The sequence below is a fragment of the Janibacter hoylei PVAS-1 genome, assembly GCF_004025845.1.
GTDB classification, from domain to species: Bacteria; Actinomycetota; Actinomycetes; order Actinomycetales; family Dermatophilaceae; genus Janibacter; species Janibacter hoylei.
The window spans coordinates 21,403-42,594 of sequence record NZ_PIPF01000010.1 but is presented as its reverse complement, the minus strand read 5'-3'; the positions used below and the strand labels follow the sequence as shown (position 1 = coordinate 42,594).

Genomic DNA, 21,192 nt, shown 5'->3' with positions numbered 1-21,192 from the left:
CGTGGGTCAGGTACCGGTGACGACGATCCGGCCGGTGCTCGACCCGCCCGCGAGGCGGGCGAGTGCCGCCGGGACCTCGTCGAAGCCGAAGGTCTCCGCGACGAGCGGCCGCACCGCGCCCGCGTCGGCGAGCCGGACGAGGTCGGCGTGCGCCTCCTGCACGGCCGCCGGGTCATGCTGCTGGTACAGGCTCCAGTGCAGGCCGAGGATCGAGTAGTTCTTGACGAGCGCGTGGTTGAGGCGCGGCTCGGGCACCCGTCCGCTGGCGAAGCCGACGACGACGATCCGCCCCTCGAAGGCGATGCACTTGGTGCTCGCGGTGTACGACGGGCCGCCCACCGGGTCGTAGACGACGTCTGCGCCGTGGCCACCCGTCACCTGGGTGACCGTCTCGACGACGTCCTGCTCCCGTCGGTCGATGACGACGTCGCAGCCGAGCTCGCGGGCGATCGCCACCTTGTCAGCACCACCGACGACGCCGATGACGTGGGCGCCGGCCGCCTTGCCGAGCTGGACGGCGGCGGAGCCGACCCCACCGGAGGCAGCGTGGACGAGCAGGTGCTCGCCGGCCTGCAGCGCAGCCCGGCGGTGCAACGCGAACCAGCCGGTCTGGTAGCTGATCATCAGCGCCGCGGCCCCCGCGTCGTCGAGCCCTTCCGGCGCGATGAAGGTGCTCGCGCCGTCGAGGAGGCACTCCTGCGCGTAGCCGCCGTGGGGCAGCGCCGTGCCGCCGAGCACCCGGTCGCCGACGGCGACGTGGGTGACCCGCTCGCCGACCTCGACGACGTCACCGCAGACCTCGAGCCCCGGGACGAAGGGGGGCGACGGCTTGACCTGGTACTCGCCGCGGCACAGGAGGGTGTCGGCGAAGTTCACGCCCGTCGCTCGCACCCGCACGCGCACCTGGTCGGGGCCGGGGGTGGGGCGCTCGATGTCACCGAGGGTGAGGACGTCGGCGGCGTCGCCGAGTGCGTGGACCTGCCAGGCGCGGATGCTCATGGGTCGGGAGGCTACCGATCTCACACATCTGCTCCCGCAGACGTCCATGGGACATGATCGACCTCATGACGACACGGCACGCGGTCCTCGCGACGCAGCTGGGCGAACTGACTGCCGTCGTCGACCGAGCCCACGCCACCGGGGAGGGGGCGGTGGTCGTCGGCCTGTACTTCCCCGGCCACTGGACCCTGCCCGAGGGCGCTGATCACGGACCCCGCGTCGACCCCGCCGCCGAGCCGGTCCTCGCGACCCTCGCCACCGAGCTCGAGGAGTACCTCGCGGGCAGCCGGAGAGACTTCACGACGCCCTACGAGCTGCGCGGGGGTGAGCACCACCAGCGGGTCTGGGCGCTGCTCGAGCGCATCCCCTACGGCCAGACCGTCACCTACGGCGACCTCGCCCGCGAGACCGGTGGTGCAGCCCAGGCCGTCGGCCGCGCCGTGGGGGCCAACCCGATCTCGCTCCTCGTGCCCTGCCACCGCGTCGTCGGGGCCGACGGCTCGATCACCGGCTACGCCGGCGGGCTCGACCGCAAGCGCACGCTGCTCGCCCTCGAAGAGCCCCCGGCCCGGGAGCGCGATGCGCTCTTCTGAGGGGCCCGCCCCCTTCGAGCAGGTCGTGCGGCAGCACGGGCCGCGGGTGCTGTCGGTCTGCCGCGGTCTCGTCGACGCCGCCGACGTGGACGATGCGTGGAGCGAGACCTTCGTCGCGGCGCTGCGGGCGTGGCCGGACCTGCCGACCGACCTCGACGTCGAGGCCTGGCTCGTCACCGTCGCGCGACGCAAGTGCATCGACGTCCACCGGGCGCGTGCTCGGCGGGCCACCGACCCCGTCGCGGAGCTGCCCGAGCGGGCCACGTCCGCCGCCGAGCAGGGCGACGCGGGCATCTGGCGGCACGTCGCCGCGCTGCCGGACAAGCAGCGCCACGTCATCACCTATCGCTACCTCGGCGGTCTGAGCTACGCGCAGATCGTCGACCTCGTCGGCGGGTCACCCGCCGCCGCCCGTCGCGCCGCCAGCGACGGGCTGAAGACCCTGCGGGACAAGGAGATCCGATGACCGCCACCGATATCGACCGCCTGCACGCGCGGCTCGTCACCCGGGCGGCCGACGAGGGCCTGCTCGACGTCGCCTACCGTGTGCTCGACTCGCCCCTCGGTGCCCTGCTGGTCGCGGCGACACCCGAGGGCGTCGTGCGGGTCGGCTTCGAGGTCGAGGGTCACGACGCCGTGCTGGCCGACCTCGCCGAGCGGGTCAGCTCCCGCGTGCTGCAGGCACCGGCGCGCCTCGACGACGTGGCCCGCGGTCTCGACGGTTACTTCAGCGGTGGGCCGGCACCCGAGGTGCCGCTCGACCTGCGTCTGCTCCACGGCTACCGCCGGGAGGTCGTCACGGCGCTGCCGGGCATCCCCTTCGGCCGCACCGCCACCTACGCCGAGGTGGCCGCGATGACCGGCCGGCCCCGCGCGGTCCGGGCCGTCGGTAGCGCCTGCGCTCACAACCCCGTGCCCCTGCTCCTGCCCTGCCACCGGGTCGTGCGCAGCGACGGGAGCGACGGGGGATACCGCGGCGGCCCCGAGGCGAAGCACGCGCTGCTCGAGCTCGAGGCAGCTCGATGAGCAGCACCCCACCGGCCGGGGCGACCCGTGCCGAGGGACTGGGGCGCCTCCCCTTCACCCGCCAGCACGCGAGAGTGCTGCTCGGCTCGGGCACCGCAACCTCGGGCGTGGGGTGCGCTCTACGCGATCACGCCCGAGATCCACCCGGCAGCGCTGCGGGGCACCGGTGCCGGTGCCGCGGCCGGATTCGGGCGGATCGCGTCGGTCGTCGCGCCGCTCACCGTCCCCGTCGTCCTCGAGCGCGGGGGAGCCTCGGGCGAGGTCATCGTCTTCTCGCGCTTCACCGTCGCCTTCGTCGGGGCGGGAGCCGCGGCGTGGTTGCTCCCGGAGCTGCGGGGGCAGGTGCTGCGCTGACCGCCTGCCGTGCCACACTTGAACTTGAGTTCACATTACGCCTAGGCTCGGGCCACCCAACTCGAAGGAGAGTTCGCCATGGTGGCCGTACCGACCGTGACCGGGAGTGTCGACTCCGCTGACCTGGGGCGGGTCCTCGCCCACGAGCACATCTTCGTCGTCGGCGAGGAGTACCGGCAGAACTACCAGTCCGACTGGGACGAGGAGACCAAGGTGGCCGAGGCCGTCGCGGACCTCGGCGAGCTGCCCGGCCTCGGCATCGACACGATCCTCGACCCGACGGTCATCGGTCTCGGCCGCTACCTGCCGCGGGTCCAGCGGGTGGCCGAGCAGGTCGACCTGAACATCGTCGTCGCGACGGGCGTGTACACGTACAACGAGATCCCCTTCCAGTTCCACCACACCGGCCCCGGCCTGCTCTTCGACGTCCCGGAGCCGCTCACCGAGCTCTTTGTCAAGGACCTCACCGAGGGGATCTCGGACACCGGGGTGCGCGCCGGCTTCCTCAAGTGCGCCATCGAGGAGCAGGGACTGACCCCGGGTGTCGAGCGGGTCATGCGGGCGGTGGCCCAGGCCCACGTGCGCACCGGCGCGCCCATCACCGTCCACACCAACCCGCACACGCAGTCCGGGCTCGTCGCCCAGCGCGTGCTCGCGGAGGAGGGCGCCGACCTGGGCAAGGTCGTCATCGGCCACAGCGGCGACACGACCGACGTCGACTACCTCTGCCGGGTCGCCGACGCCGGCTCCTACCTCGGCATGGACCGCTTCGGGCTCGACGTGCTCCTGCCCTTCGAGGACCGGGTCGCCACGGTGCTCGAGCTGCTGCGTCGCGGCTACGCCGAGCGCATGGTGCTCGCCCACGACGCCTCGTGCTTCATCGACTGGTTCGACCCCGAGGCCAAGCGCCAGGTCGTCCCGCGGTGGAACTTCCGCCACATCAGCGAGGACGTCATCCCCGCACTGCTCGAGGGCGGGGCGAGCGAGGGCGACATCGACACGATGCTCGTCGACAACCCCCGCCGCTACTTCGAGTGAGGCTCAGCCGACTTCGTCGACGAACTCGATGATCCGCCGGGTGAGGATGCGCGCCTCCTCCGGCTGGTACTCCGACGTCAGCGTCGGGTCGTTGAAGAGGTGTCCCTCGCCCTGGTACTCGACGTACGAGTACGCGCCGCCGGCCTGCTCGACGTCGTCCTGGAGCTGCTCGTCGACCATCGGGTCGACCTGCCGGTCCTCCTCGTGGAAGGGGTCGCCGGCGGTGACGTGGACCTGCCCCGGCACCCCGGTCGGCCACGTCGCCTCGAGGTGGCGCATGGCCATCCCGCCGCCGACCATGACGACGCCGCGGGCGTCGGCCGGGCGCTGGGCGGCGACCCACTGGGCCATGGCGGCGCCGTTGGAGAAGCCGACGGCGACGAAGGGGGCGACCCCCTCGGTGGCCTCGCGCGCGTAGGCCATCTGCGCGGGGAAGCCGATCTCCTGCGAGCGGGCTGCGGCGGTCGGGTAGTCGTCGAAGGTGACGCCCTCGAGGTGGTCGACGGTGGTCACGCTGTGGCCGGCGGCGGTGAGTGCCTCGGCGAGGTCGGTGATGCCCTGACGCACACCGAGCACCGACGGGAAGAGCAGTACCTGTGCCATGTCCTGACCGTAGACCCGTGCGCCGACAGCGTCGCGCGGGAGCAGCCCGACCTCGTCAGCGCGCGAAGACCGGCGGCCGCTTCTCGACGAAGGCTCGGGCCGCCTCGACGTGGTCGGCGGTCAGGCCGCACGCCTTGTGCCGCGGCACCTCGGCAGCCATCGACTCCGAGAGCGTCTGAGTCGGTGCCTCGAGGAGGTTGCGCTTGATGCTCGCGAGCGTGCCCGCCGAGCCGGCCGCCAGCTGCTCGGCGAGCTCGCGGGTGCGCGCCGCGAGCTCCTCCTCCGGCACGATCCGGTTGAGCAGGCCGAGGTCGCGGCAGGCCTGCCCGTCGAGGCGCGGGTTCAAGAACATCAGCTCGCGGGCCACCGCTGGCCCGACGAGCCGCTCGAGCAGCCAGGCGACACCGAAGTCGCCGGACAGGGCGATGCTCGCGAAGGCCGTCGCGACGACGGTGCGGGGCGTGCCGATGCGCAGGTCGGCGGCGAGGGCCAGCCCCAGGCCGGCGCCGGCTGCCGCGCCCGGCAGGGCGGCGACGACCGGGACGCGCAGGGCGTGGAGGCGCCCCACGGTGCGCTCCTGGTGGCGCAGCTGCTCGGCGACCGCGGCCGGGTCGACCTCGCTGGCGCCGCCCCCTTCGCCGCCGTCCGCGTCGAACTGCTGCACGTCGCCGCCGGAGCAGAAGGCGCGTCCGGCGCCGGTGAGGACGACGACCCGCACGGCCGGGTCGGTGTCGGCCCGCTCGAGGAGGTCGCCGAGACGCTCGATCATCTCCGGTGACATCGCATTGCGGCGGTCGGGCCGGTTGAGCGTGATCGTCAGGATGCCGTCGGTGAGGTCGTCGAGGACGTGGTCGGTGGTCATGCATGCTCCTGGGTGTCGAGGATCGGGTTCGGACGAAGGGGGCGGGCGAAGGCGAGCGCGCCGATCGCCGGGAGGGCGGCGAGCAGGGCGAGGGCGCGTGGCCAGCCGAGGGCGTCGCCGAGGCCGCCGACGGCCGCCGCGCCGAGGCTGCCGCCGAGCAGGAAGCACAGCGTCAGCAGGCCGAGCGCGCCGCCGCGCGTCACCCGCGGGACGGAGTCGGCGACGAGCGTGGTCATCGCCGGCTGCCCGAGGCCGAAGGAGAGCATGAGCGCGAGCGTCGCGGCGACGACGAGCGCGGGCTGCCCGGCAGCGGTGCCGAGCGCGGCCAGCAGGACCGCGGCGGTGACGCCCGTCGTCGCGACGAGCTGGCTGCGGACGGCGCCGAGCCGGATGAGGAGCGGGCCGGTGATGCGCGGGGCGACGACGCCCAAAACCGCAGCCGGCACGAGGAGCAGGCCGACCTGCACGCCGGTCCACCCGCGCCCGGCGAAGCTCGTCGGCACCGCGACGAGCATCCCGAACCACGCGGACGACAGGCTGGCCGCGGTGAGCAGGGAGCGCACCGCGGCGTCGCTGCGCAGCAGCGCGGCCGGCACGATCCCGGTGGGGACCCGGCGGGATCGCAGCACGGCCGTCGGCGTCGCGAGCACGAGCAGCGCGAGGCCGACGAGCGCGACGGGCGGCCCGAGTGTCGCGGCCTGGAGCGAGAGCACCGCGCCGAGCGCGGCGAGCGCGACGAGGAGGGTCCCCACGGGGTCCAGGGTGGCGCCGGCCTGCCGGTCGGAGGGCAGTACCCGCCAGACGAAGGGGGCGAGGGCGAGGGTGGCGACGGGGATGGCCACGACCGGGCGCCAGCCGAAGGGGTCGACGAGCGCCGACCCGATGACCGGGCCGAGCGCGTTGACCGTGCCGCCGATGCCGGCATAGGTCGCGAGGGCACGCGCCCGGGCGTCGCCGGCGAAGAGGGCCTGGACCGCGGCGAGGGTGAGGGCCGGCGCCGCCGAGGCGCCCAGCCCCTGCAGCGTGCGCGTCACGACGAGGGCCGGGAGCGAGTCGACGAGTGCCCCGGCGCTGGCCGCCGTGACCATGATCGCGAGGCCGACGAGCAGGGGCAGGCGGATGCCGAGCAGGTCGCCCAGGCGCCCGCAGACCGCGCTGCCGACGGCGAGGGCGAGCGAGTAGCAGCTGACGACGAGGGCGGCGCGGCCGGTGCTGACCTCGAGGTCCTCGGCGAGCGTGGGCAGCGCGACCGCGACGGCGGCGCTTCCCAGGCCGGTGATGCCGAAGAGCACCGCGATCGCGGTCGCCGTGGCGCTGCGATACGGGGCGGTCGTGGTGGTGATCTCGGCTCCTCGTCAGGCTTGTATCTGAATCCGAGTTCAAGTATACCTGTGAGGGACATCGGTCGACCAGAGCCGATCGACCCCAGGAGCGCACGATGACGACGACGTCGCCGACGACCCAGCGCCGGCAGCCCGCTGCCGCAGCGCTGCTCGTCGACTTCGGGGGAGTGCTCACCGTCCCGCTCGAGCGCGCCTTCGGCGCCCTCTCCGTCGAGTCCGGCCTCGACCCGCGCACCGCCCTGCGCCTCCTCGCGACGCACGAGGGTGCCCGGACCGCGCTCGGCGAGCACGAGGTCGGGCGGCTGGACGACGAGGGCTTCGAGGACGCCTTCGCGGCAGCGATCGCCGAGGTCGGTGGCCGGGTCGAGGCTCGCGGACTGCTCGCCCGGCTCGCGCACCACCTCGACCTCGACGAGCCGATGGTCGACCTCGTCCGCGAGGTCCGCGCGGCCGGCGTGCCCGTCGCGCTCGTCTCCAACTCGCTGGGCCGCGACTGCTACGCACGGGTCGACCTCGACGAGCTCTTCGACGTCACCGTGATCTCCGGGCAGGTCGGCGTGCGCAAGCCCTCGCGACGCATCTACGCCATCGCCGCCGACCGCCTCGGCCTCGCGCCCGAGCAGTGCGTCATGGTCGACGACCTCGAGCACAACCTCGTCGGCGCGGCCCGCCTGGGCATCCGCGGCATCCACCACCGCACCGCTGCCGACACCGTCCGCGCCGTCCGCGAGGTGCTCGTCCTGCCGAGGCCGACCCCGGCCTGATCTCCCTTCGACCACCACGACCCCGACCAAAGGACCCCACGATGCTCGACCTCAGCGAACGCGGCCAGGACTACCGCGACCGGATGCTCGCCTTCATGGACGAGCACGTCTACCCGGCCGAGAGCGTCTACCGCGAGCAGATGCGCGCCTCCGGCGACGCCAACCACCACCCGCAGGTCCTCGAGGACCTCAAGGCCGAGGCCCGTCGGCAGGGCCTGTGGAACCTCTTCCACCCGCACCCCGAGTGGGGGCCCGGTCTGACGAACCTCGAGTACGCCCACATCGCCGAGATCACCGGCCGCAGCATCGAGATCGCCCCCGAGGCCATCAACTGCAATGCGCCCGACACCGGCAACATGGAGGTGCTCACGCTCTTCGGCACCGACGAGCACAAGGAGCGCTACCTGGGGCCCCTGCTCGCGGGCGAGATGGCCTCCGCCTTTGCCATGACGGAGCCGGCCGTCGCCAGCTCGGACGCGACCAATGTCGAGACGTCGATGGTCCGCGACGGCGACGAGTACGTCATCAACGGCCGCAAGTGGTGGACCTCCAACGCCCTGCACCAGAACTGCAAGGTCCTCATCGTCATGGGCAAGACCGACCCGTCGGCCCCCACCCACCGCCAGCAGTCGATGATGGTCGTGCCGATCGACACCCCGGGGGTGCGCATCGAGCGCGGCCTGCCCGTCTTCGGCTACATGGACCGCGAGGGGCACGCCGAGGTGACCTTCACCGACGTGCGCGTGCCCCGCGAGGCCCTGCTCGCCGGCGAGGGTGACGGCTTCATGATCAGCCAGGCCCGCCTCGGGCCCGGCCGGATCCACCACTGCATGCGCGCCATCGGGGTCGCCGAGCGGGCCCTCGACCTGATGATCGACCGCGCCCAGTCGCGGGTGACCTTCGGCGAGCCGGTGGCCAACCGGGCCAATGTCATGGACTGGGTCGCCGAGTCGCGCATCGAGATCGAGATGGCCCGGCTGCTGACGCTCAAGGCCGCGCACATGATGGACACGGTGGGCAACAAGGTGGCGCGCACCGAGATCGCCGCCATCAAGGTCGCCGCGCCCGCCGTCGCGCTCAAGGTGCTCGACCGGGCCATCCAGATCCACGGCGGTGGCGGCGTGAGCGACGACTTCCCGCTCGCCCAGTGGTACGCCCACATGCGCACCCTTCGCCTCGCCGACGGTCCGGACGAGGTGCACAAGATGACCATCGCACGACGGGAGTACCGTCGTCGCAGCCCCCAGTGGGGCAAGGACCAGGGCTGACGGCGAGGATGAGGCATGAGCGATCGAAATGACGTGACGGAGGGGCTCGACACCGGGGCGACGACCCGGTGGCTGGCCGGCCTGGGCATCGGCATCGAGGAGCCGGTGGACTACGCCCGGGTCGGGCTCGGGCAGTCCAACCTCACCTACCTCGCCACGGACGCCCGCGGGGCCCGCGTCGTGCTGCGCCGGCCACCGCTCGGCGAGCTGCTCGCCTCGGCCCACGACGTGGCGCGCGAGCACCGGATCCTCTCCGCGCTCCAGGGCACGGACGTGCCGGTGCCCGTCGTGTACGGGCTGTGCGAGGACCCGGCCGTCACCGACGTGCCGCTCCTCGCGGTCTCCTTCGTCGAGGGAGCGGTCCTCGACGGGCGCGAGGACGCCGAGCGGCTCGGCCCGGACGCGCGCCACGCGACCGGCCTGGAACTCGTGGACACCCTCGCCCGCATCCACGCCGTCGACCTCGAGGGCGTCGGCCTGGCGGACCTGGCCAGCCACAAGCCCTACGCGGCCCGCCAGCTGCGGCGCTGGGCCGGGCAGTGGGAGCTCTCCCGCACCCGCGACGTGCCCGAGCTCGAGCGGCTCTCCGAGCGACTCGTCGCCCTCGACCCGGGAGCCCACGAGGTCGTCCTCGTCCACGGCGACAGCCACCTGCGCAATGTCATCATCGACCCGCAGACCGCCCGGGTGCGCGCGATCCTCGACTGGGAGCTGTGCACGCTGGGCGACCCGCTCGCCGACCTCGGCACGCTGCTCGCCTACTGGCCCATGGCCGGCGACCCGCCGACGATGCGCTTCGACGCGTCGACGACCCCGGGCTTCGCCACCCGGGCCGAGCTCGTCGACCGCTACGCACGGGCGACCGGCCGTGACGTCTCCGCCGTGCCCTTCTGGCACGCGCTCGGGCTGTGGAAGCTCGCGATCATCCTCGAGGGGGTGCGCCGCCGGCAGCAGGACGACCCGCGCAACCTCACGGCGCTCGGCGCGATCCCGGCCGAGGCGGTCGACCAGCTCGTCCACTTCGCGCACACCGTCCTGGACGGCTCGGCGGACTAGGGTGTCCGCCATGCCCAGCGAGCGCGACACCGCCACCCATGAGGTCCCCGACCTCGTCGACGTCGAGCGGCTGGGGTCCCTGCCCCAGACCGCCCGGGGTAAGCGGACCCGTGATGCGCTCATCGCGGCCGCACGCACGGTCTTCGAGCGGGACGGCTACGTCGACTCGCGTCTCGTCGACATCGCCGCCGAGGCGAAGTGCTCGATCGGCAGCTTCTACACGTGGTTCGACAACAAGGACGAGGTCCTCGCGGCCGTGCTGCACGAGGCGCAGAGCGACATGCTCCACCCGGGCACGGGGCGCATCGAGACCACGGACGACCCGATTGCGATCATCGCCGCGAGCAACCGGGCCTACTTCGAGGCCTTCCGGCGCAATGCCAAGCTCAACGTCCTGCTCCAGCAGGTCGCTGCCGTCGATCCCCGTTTCCGCGAGCTGCGTCGGGCGCGCAGCGAGGCCTTCGTCGCCCGCAACTCGCGCGCCATCCGCGACCTGCAGGAGCGCGGCCTCGCCGACCGTGACGTCGACCCGGAGCTCGCGGCGATGGCCCTGTCGGGCATGGTGGCCCGCCTGGCCTACGACGTCTTCGTCATCGGTGGCCCCGAGACGGTCGACGACGTCGTCACGACCGCGACCCGGCTGTGGACCAATGCGCTCGGCCTGACCCAGCCGGTCCTGCGCGCCGACTGACGCGCAGGACCCGCCCGCCCTCATCGGGCGATGTTGACCCCGCCGTCGACGGTGAGCGTGCTGCCCACGACGTAGTCGCCGGCGTCGGAGGCGAGGTAGACCGCCGCGGCGGCCATGTCCTCGTCACGCCCGATCCGGCCCGAGGGGATCTGGGCGGCGGTCGCCTCCTCCTCGTCACGGGCCTCCTTGTTCATCGACGACGCGAAGGCGCCCGGCGCGATCGCCGAGACGATGATGCCCTCGGGTGCGAGCCGGACCGCCAGGCGCTTCGTCAGGTGCACGACCCCCGCCTTGCTCGCGTGGTAGCTGTAGGTCTCCAGCGGGTTGAGCGAGAGCCCGTCGATCGAGGCGATGTTGATGACCTTGGCGAGGCGACCGCTGCGCTCGCGGCCGGCGAGCAGCAGCGCCTTGGCCGCCTGGGTGAGGAAGAAGGGCGCCTTGACGTTGAGGTCCATGACCTTGTCCCAGCCGCTCTCGGGGAACTCCTCGAAGCCCGCTCCCCACGCCGCGCCGGCGTTGTTGACGAGGACGTCGAGGTGGTCCTCGTGCTCGCGGAAGGCGTCGAGCAGCGCAGCGATCCCGGCGGTCGTCGAGACGTCGCTGGGCAGGGCGACGCAGCGCCCTTCGCCGTACTGCTGCGACAGGTCGGCCGCGGTGGCCCGGCAGGCCTCCTCCTTGCGGGCGGTGATGTAGACCGTGGCGCCCTGCGCCAGCAGTCCCTCGGTGATCATCCGGCCGATGCCGCGGCTGCCGCCGGTGACGAGGGCGACGCGGCCCTCGAGGGAGAAGAGTGCGGTGAGGTCCATGTCAGTCCTGACGCTCGAAGGGGGGGTGTCCCCTCGACCGTAGCGTGACCTGAATCAGGGTTCAACAGTAGTTGAAGCCGGATTCATATTGTGACAGGCTGGCGCCGCACCGGCACGTCGACCACAGGAGCTCACATGTCCCGGACCTCGCAGGAGATCCGTCTCGCCGCCCGCCCACAGGGCCGCCCCGACGCGAGCACCTGGGAGCTCGCCACGACCGAGGTCGCCGAGCCGGGGCCGGGGGAGTTCCTCGTCCAGCTGCAGCAGATCTCGCTCGACCCGGCGATGCGCGGCTGGCTCAACGACGTGCGCTCCTACCTGCCGCCGGTGCAGATCGGCGCCGTCATGCGCGCCTTCGGCGCCGGCACCGTCGTCGCGTCCCAGCACGACGACTTCGCCGTCGGTGACGTCGTGAGCGGCACCTTCGGGGTGCGTGAGTACGCGATCTCGGACGGGAAGGGGGTCGCCCGCCTCGACCTCGACGTCGCCCCGATGAGCACCTGGCTCGGCGCGCTCGGGATGCCCGGCATGACCGCGTGGTTCGGGCTCGAGGACGTCGGCCGGGCCCAGCCCGGTGACACCGTCCTCGTCTCGGCCGCGGCCGGCGCTGTGGGATCCACCGTCGCCCAGCTGGCCAAGGCCAAGGGGTGCCGGGTCATCGGCGTCGCCGGCGGCCCGGACAAGGTCGCCTGGCTGCGCGACCTCGGCCTCGACGAAGTCATCGACCGGCGCGAGGGTGACCTGCTGCGTCAGGTGCGCCGGGCCGCTCCCGACGGTGTCGACGTCTACTTCGACAACGTCGGCGGCGAGCTGCTCGACGCCGCGCTGGCCAATCTCGCGCACGGCGCGCGCATCGCCATCTGCGGCGCCATCTCGACCTACAACGACGAGACCCTCGCCGAGGGGCCGCGGCGCTACATGGCCCTGCTGGTTTTCCGCGCGAGCATGCAGGGCTTCGTCGTCATGGACTACGAGGACCGCTACGGCGAGGCGATCGCCGGGATCAGCGAGCTCATCGGCGACGGTCGCTTCGTGGCGACCGAGACGATCCTCGAGGGCGGCGTCCCCGCCTTCCCCGACGCACTCCTCGGCCTCTTCGACGGGGTCAACACCGGCAAGCTCCTCCTCGCGATCTGAAAGGGCCCCACATGCGCGCCATCCACATCTCCTCCCTCGACGGCCCCGAGGCCGTCGAGCTCGTCGACGTCCCCGCACCGGCGGACCCGCGCCAGGTGACGATCGAGGTCAAGGCCGCCGGCGTGGCCTTCCCCGAGCTGCTCCAGACCCGCGGGCTCTACCAGATGAAGCCGGACCTCCCCTTCGTCCCGGGGGCAGAGGTGGCCGGGGTCGTCACGGCCGCGCCCGAGGGCAGCGGCTTCGCCGCCGGTGACCGGGTCGCGGCCCTGACGATGCTCGGGGGCTTCGCCGAGGTCGCCCAGGCGAGCCCGGACCTGACCTTCCGCCTGCCCGACGAGGTCGGCTTCGAGGCGGGTGCCGCCTTCACCTTCAACTACGCGACCGTCTACTTCGCGCTGCTCGAGCGCGGTCACCTCGCCGAGGGCGAGACCGTCCTCGTGCACGGCGCCGCCGGTGGCATCGGCACCGCCGCGATCCAGATGGCCAAGGCCTTCGGTGCCGGCAGGGTCATCGGTGTCGTCTCCACCGAGGCGAAGGGGGAGATCGCCCGGGCCGCAGGTGCCGACGAGGTCGTCCTCGCCGACGGCTTCCTCGACGCCGTGGGCAAGGCGAGCGTCGACGTCGTCGTCGACCCCGTGGGTGGCGAGCGCTTCACCGACTCGCTGCGTGCGCTGCGCGAGCACGGTCGCCTGCTCGTCATCGGCTTCACCGCCGGCGACATCCCGCAGGTCAAGGTCAACCGGCTGCTGCTCAACAACATCAGCGTCGTCGGGGTCGGCTGGGGCGCCTACGCGATGCCTCGCCCCGGGCACATCGGCACCGAGTGGGAGGCGATGCTCCCACACCTGCGCAGCGGCGCCCTCGACCCGGTGCTCGGCACGACCTACCCGCTCGAGGAGGCGGCTGCGGCGATCGGCTCGCTCGAGACCCGGCAGGTCACCGGCAAGGTGCTGCTGCTCCCATGACGACCGCGGCGCCGCCCCCTTCGATCCAGGAGGTCCTCGCCCTCCCGGCGGTGATCGTCGAGACGGCCCCGCCGGAGTGGGAGGACGTCAACGGCCACGTCAACGTCGCCCGCTACTACGACCTGCACCTGCGCGGCGCCGAGGCGGCGCTCACGGCGCTCGGGGTCGACGACGCCTACCGGGCCGAGACCGGCTGGAGCATCTTCAGCGTCGAGCAGCACCTGCGCTTCCTCGGCGAGGTGCACGTCGGCCACGAGGTGAGCGTGCACCTGCGCTGGGTGGCGCGTGGCGACAAGGTCATGCACGCGATCTCCTTCGTCGTCGACCGCACGACCGGGCAGGTGGCCAATTTGCTCGAGGTCCTCGAGGCGCACGTCGACCTGACGACCCGCCGGGCGTGCGCGTGGGCCCCCACGATCGCCGAGCGGATCGACGAGCTCGTGGCGGCCCACGCGGCACTGCCCTGGCCGGCCCCGACGTGCGGGGCCATCGGGGTCAGGCGCTGAAGCGGCCGATCGACTCCGCGACGAGGATCGGCTTGTCGATGCCCTCGGCCTCGACGGTGAGGGTCGTGACGACCTTGACCGCCCCCGGGCCGGTCTCCTCGACCGATGTCAGCTCGGCGACGAGGCGGATGCGCGAGTCCACCGGCAGCGGGTGGATGAAGCGCACCTTGTCGTAGCCGTAGTTGAGGCTGTGCGCGAAGCCGTCGAAGGCCATGAGCTCCTCCAGGAAGGCCGGCGTGCGCGAGAGGCTGTAGAGCCCGTGCGCGATCGTCGAGCCGAAGGGGGAGTCGGCCGCCCGCTGCGGGTCGACGTGGATCCACTGGTGGTCGCCGGTGAGGTCGGCGAAGGCGTCGATCTTCGCCTGGTCGACGACGTGCCACTCGGTCGGGCCGAGCCGGGTACCGACGAGGTCCTTGAGGTCCTGCACGGAGGTGGGGCGGTGCTGCGCGGTCTGGGTCACGGTGAGCTCCTTCGGTCACGATCTGGTCCCTCGAACCTAGTTGAACTTGAACCCGGCTTCAAGTAGCGTCGAGGTCATCAGGCAGTCGAGACCACAGGAGCTCTCACATGACCACAGACCAGCAGCGCGTCGCCGTCGTCACGGGCGCGGCCAGGGGCATCGGCGCGGGCGTCGCCCGCCGTCTGGCCGCCGACGGGATGGCCGTCGCCGTCCTCGACCTCGACGAGTCGGCCTGCGGGCCCCTCGTCGAGGAGATCACCGCCGCCGGGGGTCGTGCCCTGGCCGTCGGGGCCGACGTCTCCGACGAGGAGCAGGTGGCCGCCGCGGTGCAGCGCATCGTCGACGAACTGGGCCCGCCGACTGTCCTGGTCAACAACGCCGGCATCATCCGCGACAACCTGATCTTCAAGATGTCGGTCGCCGACTGGGACGCGGTCATGGCGGTGCACCTGCGCGGGGCCTTCCTCATGACGCGCGCCTGCCAGACCCACATGACGGCCAAGCGGTACGGCCGCATCGTCAACCTCTCCTCGACCTCCGCCCAGGGCAACCGCGGCCAGGTCAACTACTCGGCCGCCAAGGCCGGCATGCAGGGCTTCACCAAGACCCTGGCCATCGAGCTCGGCAGGTTCGGCGTGACGGCCAATGCCATCGCGCCGGGCTTCATCGAGACCGAGATGACCGCCGAGACGGCCGAGCGCATCGGGATCTCCTTCGAGGACCTCAAGGCGCAGGCGAGCGCTGCCGTACCCGTCGCCCGCACGGGCACCCCGGCCGACATCGCCCACGCGGTGTCCTTCTTCGCGAGCGAGGGGGCCGGCTTCACCACCGGTCAGGTCCTCTACGTCGCCGGCGGGCCGTGCGACTGATGGGCGCTCCGATGCAGGTCCAGGACAAGGTCGCGGTCGTCACCGGCGCCGCCGGCGGCATCGGTGCCGCCATCGCCCAGGCCCTCGTCGACGCGGGTGCGCACGTCATCGTCTCCGACCTCGACGAGGCGCGCGTGGTCGCGACGGCCGAGCGTCTCGACGCGGTCGCCGTCCCCGGCGACGCCTCGAGCGACGAGGTCATCGCCGCGATGATCGCCGCCGCCGAGCAGGCCCACGGCCCGGTCGACCTCTTCTTCGCCAATGCCGGCATCGGCGACGGCCTCGGCCTCTCGGCCAGCGACGCGCAGTGGCAGGCCGCGCTCGACATCAACCTCCTCGCGCACGTGCGCGCCGCCCGTCAGCTCGTGCCCGGCTGGGTGGAGCGCGGCGCCGGCTACTTCGTCTCGACCGCCTCTGCCGCAGGGCTGCTCACGCAGATCGGCTCGGCGACCTACTCCGTCTCCAAGCACGGTGCCGTCGCCTTCGCCGAGTGGCTCGCCGTGACCTACGGCGACGACGGCGTCGGGGTCAGCTGCCTGTGCCCGATGGGTGTCGACACCGACATGCTGCGCAGCGGCATGACCTCCGGCGACGACGCAGGCGGCCGGGTCGCCGCGGCCGCGGTCACCGGCGCCGGCGAGGTGCTCACTCCGCGCGACGTTGCCGACCAGGTGCTCGCCGCCGTCGCCGAGGGCCGCTTCCTCATCACCCCGCACGAGGACGTGCGCGAGTTCCTCCGGCGCAAGGTCGACGACCACGACCGGTGGATCGGCGGCATGCAGCGCTACCAGCGCCACCTGAGGGAGAGCACGCGATGAGCGGCACCGCCGAGCTGATGTGGCGCTGGGCCGACACGACGCCGGACGCCCCCGCCCTGCGCGAGGGCGAGCGCTCGTGGACCTTCGCGCAGCTGCGCACCGGCATCCGCGGCGCGATGGAGGAGCTGACCCGTCGGGGCGTGCGCCCCGGTGACCGGGTCCTGCTCGTCGTCCCGACGAGTGCCGAGTTCGTCCTCACCTACCACGCCGTCCTCGCCCTCGGGGCGACCGCGGTGACGGTCAACCCGCTGTGCACCCAGCGCGAGCTGACCCACTTCGTCCAGGACGCCGGCTGCACCTTCGCGATCGGCTGGCACGAGGGGTCGCAGGCGCTCACCGCGACCGCGCAGGAGGGCGGTCTCGCGACCTGGGTCCTCGAGCCGGGGTGCGTCCCGCAGCCCGAGGGGTCGCCCGATCCGGCCTCCGTCGCCACCGACGACCCGGCCGTGCTGCTCTACACCTCGGGCACGACGGGCGCCCCCAAGGGCGCGATCCTCACGCACGGCAACCTGCTCGGCTGCGGTGCCTCGCTCGCCGAGGCGCTCGACCTCGGGCCGCGGGAGAGCATGGGCACGGCCCTGCCGCTCTTCCACGTCTTCGGCCAGTCGTCGGTGATGTTCACCGTCTACACCGCCGGTGGCTGCCTGTCGCTGCAGCGGCCCTTCGACCCGGCGGGCCTGCTGCGCATGGCCGCCGACGAGCAGCTCACCGCCGTCGCCGGGGTCCCGACGATGTGGAATGCGATGCTCCACGCGGACACCGACGTCGCCCCGCAGGACCTGACCTCCCTTCGCCTGGCGTGCTCGGGAGGCGCGGCGCTGCCGCTCGAGGTGGCCAAGGCCTTCCGCGAGCGCTTCGGCGCGGTCGTCCTCGACGGCTACGGCCTGAGTGAGACCGCGGGTGCCGCGACCTTCAACCGGGCCGACCTCCCGCGCAAGGAGATGAGCGTCGGCCGGGCCCTGCCCGGCGGTGCGCTCGCGATCTTCGACGAGGACCGCAACCAGCTGCCGCCCGGCGAGACCGGCGAGGTGGCCATCGCCGGCCCCTACGTCATGAGCGGTTACTGGCAGCGCCCCGACGCGACCGCCGCGGTCTTCGAGGGGGAGTGGTTCCTCACCGGCGACATCGGCCGGATGGACGAGGACGGCGACCTGTGGATCGTCGACCGCAAGAAGGACCTCGTGATCCGCGGCGGCTACAACGTCTACCCCCGCGAGGTCGAGGAGGTCCTCTACGGCCACCCCGACATCCGCGAGGCCGCCGTCATCGGCGTGCCCGACGAGCGGCTCGGCGAGGAGATCGCCGCCGTCGTCACCCCGCAGCCCGGTGCCCACATCGAGCCGGCCGCCCTGCGCTCCTGGCTCGAGGAGCGCCTGGCGGCCTACAAGGTCCCCCGGATCTACCAGCTCGTCGAGGAGCTGCCCAAGGGGGCCACGGGCAAGATCCTCAAGCGGGCCCTCGACCGACCGACCATCGCCACCTCCGGCGAGCGGCCCGCCCGGGCCGCCACACCCACCACCTGACGAAGGGAGCGACCCGTGGACTTCGCGCTGGACGCCCGGACCCTCGAGCTGCGCGAGCAGCTCACCGCCTTCATGGACGAGCACGTCTACCCCATCGAGGCGACCTACCAGGAGCAGCTCGACGCCGCGCCCGACGTGTGGGCGCCACCGCCGATCATCGAGCCGGCGAAGGAGGCCGCCCGCAGCCAGGGGCTGTGGAACCTCTTCCTCCCCGGTGAGGACGGCGCCGGCCTGACCAACCTCCAGTACGCGCCGCTGTGCGAGGTGCTCGGTCGCAGCCTGCACATCGCACCGGTGGCGACCAACTGCGCCGCACCGGACACCGGCAACATGGAGGTGCTGCACATGTTCGGCACCCCCGAGCAGCAGGAGCAGTGGCTCACCCCGCTGCTCGCCGGCGAGATCCGCTCGGCCTTCGCCATGACCGAGCCGCGCGTGGCCAGCTCGGACGCGACCAACATCGAGACCTCGATCGTGCGCGACGGTGACGAGTACGTCATCAACGGTCGCAAGTGGTACATCTCCGGCGCGATGAACCCCAATGCCAAGGTCTTCATCCTCATGGGCAAGACCGACCCGTCGGCGGACCGCCACCGGCAGCAGTCGATGATCCTCGTGCCGCGGGACACCCCCGGGGTCGAGGTGCGTCGCGGCATGAAGGTCCTCGGCTACGACGACCGCGACCACGGCGGTCACGCCGAGATCGACTTCACCGACGTGCGCGTCCCGGCGAGCAACCTCATCGGCGAGGAGGGCGCGGGCTTCGCCATCGCCCAGGCCCGCCTCGGCCCCGGCCGCATCCACCACTGCATGCGCCTCACCGGCATCGCCGAGCGCTCGCTCGAGCTGATGATCGACCGTGCCGCGAGCCGGGTCGCCTTCGGCAAGCCGCTGTCGGACCAGGGCGTCATCCGGGACTGGATCGCCGAGTCCCGGGTGCGCATCGAGCAGCTGCGCCTGCTGACCCTCAAGGCCGCCTGGCTCATGGACACCGTGGGCAACAAGGGGGCGCACACCGAGATCCAGGCGATCAAGATCGCCGCCCCGGCCACCGTGGAGTGGATCGTCGACAAGGCGGTGCAGGTGCACGGCGCCGGCGGCCTGAGCCAGGACTTCCCCGTCGCGGAGTGGTACGCGCAGGTGCGCACGCTGCGCTTCGCCGACGGCCCCGACGAGGTGCACAAGAACGCGCTGGCCCGTCACGAGATCCGCAGGAGGAGCGCCCGTGACTGACCTGCAGCGACGGGTCGAGGAGCTCCTCGCGAGCCACGACCCGCAGACGACGGCTCCCGCCGACTTCCTCGGTGCACAGTTCGACGCCGGCCTGGCGTGGGTCCACTTCCCGCAGGGGCGCGGTGGACTGGGCCTGGCGCGCGGCCGGCAGCTCGAGGTCGACGCCCTGCTCGACGCGGCCGGTGCCCCGCGCCCCGACGTCGGGCGCAACAGCATCGGCCTCGGCATGGCGGCCCCGACGATCCTCGCCTTCGGTACGCAGGAGCTGCAGGAGCGCTACCTGCGGCCCCTCTTCGCGTGCGAGGAGATCTGGTGCCAGCTCTTCAGCGAGCCGGGCGCCGGGTCCGACCTCGCCGGGGTCGCCACGCGCGCGGTGCCCGACGGTGACGAGTGGGTCGTCGACGGGCAGAAGGTGTGGACCTCCGGGGCCCACAACGCCGACTTCGCGATCCTGCTGGCCCGCACGGACACCTCGGTGCCCAAGCACGCCGGCATGACCTACTTCCTCGTCGACATGACCGACCCGGGCGTCGAGGTTCGCCCCCTGCGCCAGATCACCGGCGAGGCGGAGTTCAACGAGGTCTTCCTCTCCGGGGTGCGGGTGCCCGACACACACCGCGTCGGCAAGGTCGGCGAGGGCTGGCGCGTCGCGACGACGACCCTCAACAACGAGCGGGTGGCCATCGGTGCCGGCAGCGAGCGCGAGGCCGGCCAGATCGGTCTGGTGACGCAGCGCTGGCGGGAGGACCCCGCGGTGCGCACCCCCGGTACCCACGCCGACCTCATGCGGTGGTGGGTCGAGACCGAGGTGACCCGGCTCGCGGGCGAGCGGCTGCGCCAGGGCCTGGAGGCCGGGCAGCCCGGGCCGGAGAGCTCGGCGATGAAGCTCGCCTTCGCCCACCAGGCGCAGCAGGTGAGCGCCTTCGCCCTCGAGCTCGCGCCCGAGGAGGGGCTCGAGTACCACGACTGGACCATGGTCCGCCCCGAGGGCGGCTCCTTCCTCGGCCACGGCCCCGGCTACCGCTACCTGCGCGCCAAGGGCAACTCGATCGAAGGGGGCACGAGCGAGATCATGCGCAATGTCATCGCCGAGCGGGTGCTCGGCCTGCCCCCGGACCACCGCCCTGACAAGGGCATCGCCTTCAAGGACGTGCCGCGATGACCGACCTGCTCTACACCGACGTCGAGGAGTCGCTGCGCGGCAGCGTCCGCTCGACCCTCCAGCGCTCCCTCGACGAGGGACTGCCGGCCCGCCTGGCCGACGAGCCGGACACCGACGTCAGCGCTCTGTGGCGCACCCTCGCCGAGCAGCTCGGCGTCGCCGGCCTGCTCGTGCCGGAGTCGCTCGGCGGGGTCGGCGCGAGCGCCCGCGAGGCCGCCGTCGTGCTCGAGGAGCTCGGCCGGGCGGTCGCGCCCACGCCCTTCCTCACGAGTGCCGTCGTCGCGACGACCACGCTGCTGTCGGCCGGCGACGAGACCCACCTGCCGCGGCTGGCCTCGGGCGAGGTCGTCGCGACCCTCGCCCTGCCGTGGACCGCGCGGCGCGGCGCGTGGTCGCCGGTCGACGGCGTCGTCGCCCCGGTCGCCGGAGCGCTGACCGCCGACCTCTTCCTCGTGCCCGTGACCGACGACGGGGGCGAGACCTCCCTTCGTGCCCTCGGCCGGGACGACGTCGAGCTCGAGCCGATCACCTCGCTCGACATGACCCGACCGCTCGCCCGGGTGACGGTCACGGGGCAGGGCAGCGAGATCGCCACCGGCGACGCGGCGCGTGCCGCGGTCGACGCGGGTCTGGCGGCCGGCGCCGCCCTGCTCGCCTCCGAGCAGCTCGGCCTGGCCCAGTGGTCCCTCGAGACGACGGTGGAGTACGCGAAGACCCGGGTGCAGTTCGCCCGGCCGATCGGCTCCTTCCAGGCGATCAAGCACCGCCTGGCCGACCTCTACCTGCTGCTCGTCGGCACGCAGGCCGCGGCGCGTCAGGCCGCCGGCGTGCTCGCCGACGACCCGCACGGCCCGGAGGCGCAGATCGCGACCGCGACGGCCGCGGCCTACTGCTCCGACGCCGCGGTCCGCGCGACCGAGGAGGCCCTGCAACTGCACGGCGGCATCGGCATGACGTGGGAGGCGCCCGTGCACACCCGGCTCAAGCGGGCTGCCGCCGACCGACTGGCCCTCGGGACTCCCGACCGACACCGCAGCGACCTCGCGGCCCTCGTGGACCTGCCGGTGAGCTGACCGACAGACTCGACCCACCCCCTTCGACCCGACCCACAGACCA

Annotated in this window: 24 protein-coding genes; 18 read left to right on the top strand and 6 right to left on the bottom strand. The window is 72.8% G+C overall.

From position 1 onward, the window contains the following. Positions 1-6 precede the first annotated feature (6 nt). Complete coding sequence (locus CWN80_RS10225) at positions 7-999, bottom strand: NADPH:quinone oxidoreductase family protein (RefSeq protein ID WP_007925633.1); 993 nt, start codon at positions 997-999, stop codon at positions 7-9. Positions 1,000-1,064: 65 nt separating this feature from the next. Between CWN80_RS10225 and CWN80_RS10220 the strand changes: the two genes are divergently transcribed. From CWN80_RS10220 to CWN80_RS10200, 5 genes are all read left to right on the top strand, one after another. Then, complete coding sequence (locus CWN80_RS10220) at positions 1,065-1,592, top strand: methylated-DNA--[protein]-cysteine S-methyltransferase (protein WP_040880801.1); 528 nt, start codon at positions 1,065-1,067, stop codon at positions 1,590-1,592. Beyond that, positions 1,579-2,058 (top strand): RNA polymerase sigma factor, encoded by a 480-nt coding sequence (locus CWN80_RS10215; RefSeq protein WP_007925636.1) that lies wholly within the window; start codon positions 1,579-1,581, stop codon positions 2,056-2,058. The genes CWN80_RS10220 and CWN80_RS10215 overlap by 14 nt, the downstream gene beginning before the upstream one ends. After that, positions 2,055-2,618: a methylated-DNA--[protein]-cysteine S-methyltransferase gene (locus tag CWN80_RS10210; RefSeq protein ID WP_007925638.1), complete on the top strand. Its 564-nt coding sequence runs from the start codon at positions 2,055-2,057 to the stop codon at positions 2,616-2,618. Before CWN80_RS10215 ends, CWN80_RS10210 begins: the two co-directional genes overlap by 4 nt. A 27-nt stretch (positions 2,619-2,645) precedes the next feature. Beyond that, entirely contained in the window at positions 2,646-2,972 is a 327-nt protein-coding gene (locus CWN80_RS10205) for a hypothetical protein (protein ID WP_007925640.1), read from the top strand. Positions 2,973-3,050: 78 nt separating this feature from the next. Further along, on the top strand, positions 3,051-4,010 hold the full coding sequence (locus CWN80_RS10200; protein WP_007925641.1) for a phosphotriesterase family protein: 960 nt from the start codon (positions 3,051-3,053) through the stop codon (positions 4,008-4,010). Between the two features lie 3 nt (positions 4,011-4,013). Here CWN80_RS10200 and CWN80_RS10195 read toward each other — a convergent pair whose 3' ends face one another. Genes CWN80_RS10195 through CWN80_RS10185 form a run of 3 tightly spaced genes read right to left on the bottom strand, consistent with a single transcriptional unit; the run spans position 4,014 to position 6,767 of the window. Next, a complete protein-coding gene (locus CWN80_RS10195; RefSeq protein WP_007925642.1) occupies positions 4,014-4,613 on the bottom strand; it encodes a dienelactone hydrolase family protein in 600 nt (199 codons plus the stop codon). 55 nt (positions 4,614-4,668) lie between these two features. Next, positions 4,669-5,475, bottom strand: a complete 807-nt coding sequence (locus CWN80_RS10190) for an enoyl-CoA hydratase-related protein (protein ID WP_128277241.1) — start codon at positions 5,473-5,475, stop codon at positions 4,669-4,671. After that, on the bottom strand, positions 5,472-6,767 hold the full coding sequence (locus tag CWN80_RS10185) for an MFS transporter (protein WP_007928669.1): 1,296 nt from the start codon (positions 6,765-6,767) through the stop codon (positions 5,472-5,474). Before CWN80_RS10185 ends, CWN80_RS10190 begins: the two co-directional genes overlap by 4 nt. A 146-nt stretch (positions 6,768-6,913) precedes the next feature. On the opposite strand from CWN80_RS10185, the gene CWN80_RS10180 reads away from it, so the two are divergent. Genes CWN80_RS10180 through CWN80_RS10165 form a run of 4 tightly spaced genes read left to right on the top strand, consistent with a single transcriptional unit; the run spans position 6,914 to position 10,597 of the window. Then, positions 6,914-7,582: an HAD family hydrolase gene (locus CWN80_RS10180; RefSeq protein WP_007928671.1), complete on the top strand. Its 669-nt coding sequence runs from the start codon at positions 6,914-6,916 to the stop codon at positions 7,580-7,582. A 41-nt stretch (positions 7,583-7,623) separates the two neighbouring features. Continuing rightward, entirely contained in the window at positions 7,624-8,850 is a 1,227-nt protein-coding gene (locus tag CWN80_RS10175; RefSeq protein ID WP_007928672.1) for an acyl-CoA dehydrogenase family protein, read from the top strand. A 15-nt stretch (positions 8,851-8,865) separates the two neighbouring features. Further along, on the top strand, positions 8,866-9,906 hold the full coding sequence (locus tag CWN80_RS10170) for a phosphotransferase family protein (RefSeq protein ID WP_040881478.1): 1,041 nt from the start codon (positions 8,866-8,868) through the stop codon (positions 9,904-9,906). A 10-nt stretch (positions 9,907-9,916) separates the two neighbouring features. Continuing rightward, entirely contained in the window at positions 9,917-10,597 is a 681-nt protein-coding gene (locus CWN80_RS10165; protein ID WP_040881489.1) for a TetR/AcrR family transcriptional regulator, read from the top strand. Between the two features lie 20 nt (positions 10,598-10,617). Here the strand turns inward: CWN80_RS10165 and CWN80_RS10160 are convergent, their stop codons facing one another. Next, positions 10,618-11,403, bottom strand: a complete 786-nt coding sequence (locus CWN80_RS10160; protein ID WP_007928675.1) for an SDR family oxidoreductase — start codon at positions 11,401-11,403, stop codon at positions 10,618-10,620. A gap of 135 nt (positions 11,404-11,538) precedes the next feature. On the opposite strand from CWN80_RS10160, the gene CWN80_RS10155 reads away from it, so the two are divergent. From CWN80_RS10155 to CWN80_RS10145, 3 genes are read left to right on the top strand one after another with little or no spacing between them, the layout of a single operon-like run. Further along, positions 11,539-12,540, top strand: a complete 1,002-nt coding sequence (locus CWN80_RS10155; RefSeq protein ID WP_007928676.1) for an NADP-dependent oxidoreductase — start codon at positions 11,539-11,541, stop codon at positions 12,538-12,540. Positions 12,541-12,551: 11 nt separating this feature from the next. Then, on the top strand, positions 12,552-13,505 hold the full coding sequence (locus CWN80_RS10150; protein WP_007928677.1) for an NADPH:quinone oxidoreductase family protein: 954 nt from the start codon (positions 12,552-12,554) through the stop codon (positions 13,503-13,505). Continuing rightward, on the top strand, positions 13,502-14,011 hold the full coding sequence (locus tag CWN80_RS10145) for a thioesterase family protein (protein WP_128277239.1): 510 nt from the start codon (positions 13,502-13,504) through the stop codon (positions 14,009-14,011). Before CWN80_RS10150 ends, CWN80_RS10145 begins: the two co-directional genes overlap by 4 nt. Here the strand turns inward: CWN80_RS10145 and CWN80_RS10140 are convergent. Continuing rightward, complete coding sequence (locus CWN80_RS10140; protein WP_007928679.1) at positions 14,001-14,471, bottom strand: MaoC family dehydratase; 471 nt, start codon at positions 14,469-14,471, stop codon at positions 14,001-14,003. The genes CWN80_RS10145 and CWN80_RS10140 overlap by 11 nt on opposite strands. A gap of 107 nt (positions 14,472-14,578) precedes the next feature. Between CWN80_RS10140 and CWN80_RS10135 the strand changes: the two genes are divergently transcribed. From CWN80_RS10135 to CWN80_RS10110, 6 genes are read left to right on the top strand one after another with little or no spacing between them, the layout of a single operon-like run. Further along, entirely contained in the window at positions 14,579-15,340 is a 762-nt protein-coding gene (locus tag CWN80_RS10135; protein WP_128277238.1) for an SDR family oxidoreductase, read from the top strand. Then, the gene (locus CWN80_RS10130) at positions 15,340-16,158 is read left to right on the top strand and encodes an SDR family oxidoreductase (RefSeq protein ID WP_238148187.1); all 819 of its coding nucleotides are present in this window, start codon (positions 15,340-15,342) and stop codon (positions 16,156-16,158) included. Before CWN80_RS10135 ends, CWN80_RS10130 begins: the two co-directional genes overlap by 1 nt. Beyond that, positions 16,155-17,681 carry a class I adenylate-forming enzyme family protein gene (locus CWN80_RS10125; RefSeq protein WP_007928689.1) on the top strand — a complete coding sequence of 509 codons (1,527 nt, stop codon included), beginning with the start codon at positions 16,155-16,157 and terminating at the stop codon, positions 17,679-17,681. Before CWN80_RS10130 ends, CWN80_RS10125 begins: the two co-directional genes overlap by 4 nt. Before the next feature lie 15 nt (positions 17,682-17,696). Further along, a complete protein-coding gene (locus CWN80_RS10120) occupies positions 17,697-18,914 on the top strand; it encodes an acyl-CoA dehydrogenase family protein (RefSeq protein ID WP_007928691.1) in 1,218 nt (405 codons plus the stop codon). Continuing rightward, positions 18,907-20,076, top strand: coding sequence for an acyl-CoA dehydrogenase family protein (locus CWN80_RS10115; RefSeq protein WP_007928693.1), 1,170 nt, complete (start codon positions 18,907-18,909; stop codon positions 20,074-20,076). The genes CWN80_RS10120 and CWN80_RS10115 overlap by 8 nt, the downstream gene beginning before the upstream one ends. After that, positions 20,073-21,149 (top strand): acyl-CoA dehydrogenase family protein, encoded by a 1,077-nt coding sequence (locus tag CWN80_RS10110; RefSeq protein ID WP_007928695.1) that lies wholly within the window; start codon positions 20,073-20,075, stop codon positions 21,147-21,149. Before CWN80_RS10115 ends, CWN80_RS10110 begins: the two co-directional genes overlap by 4 nt. The last annotated feature ends 43 nt before the right edge of the window (positions 21,150-21,192 follow it).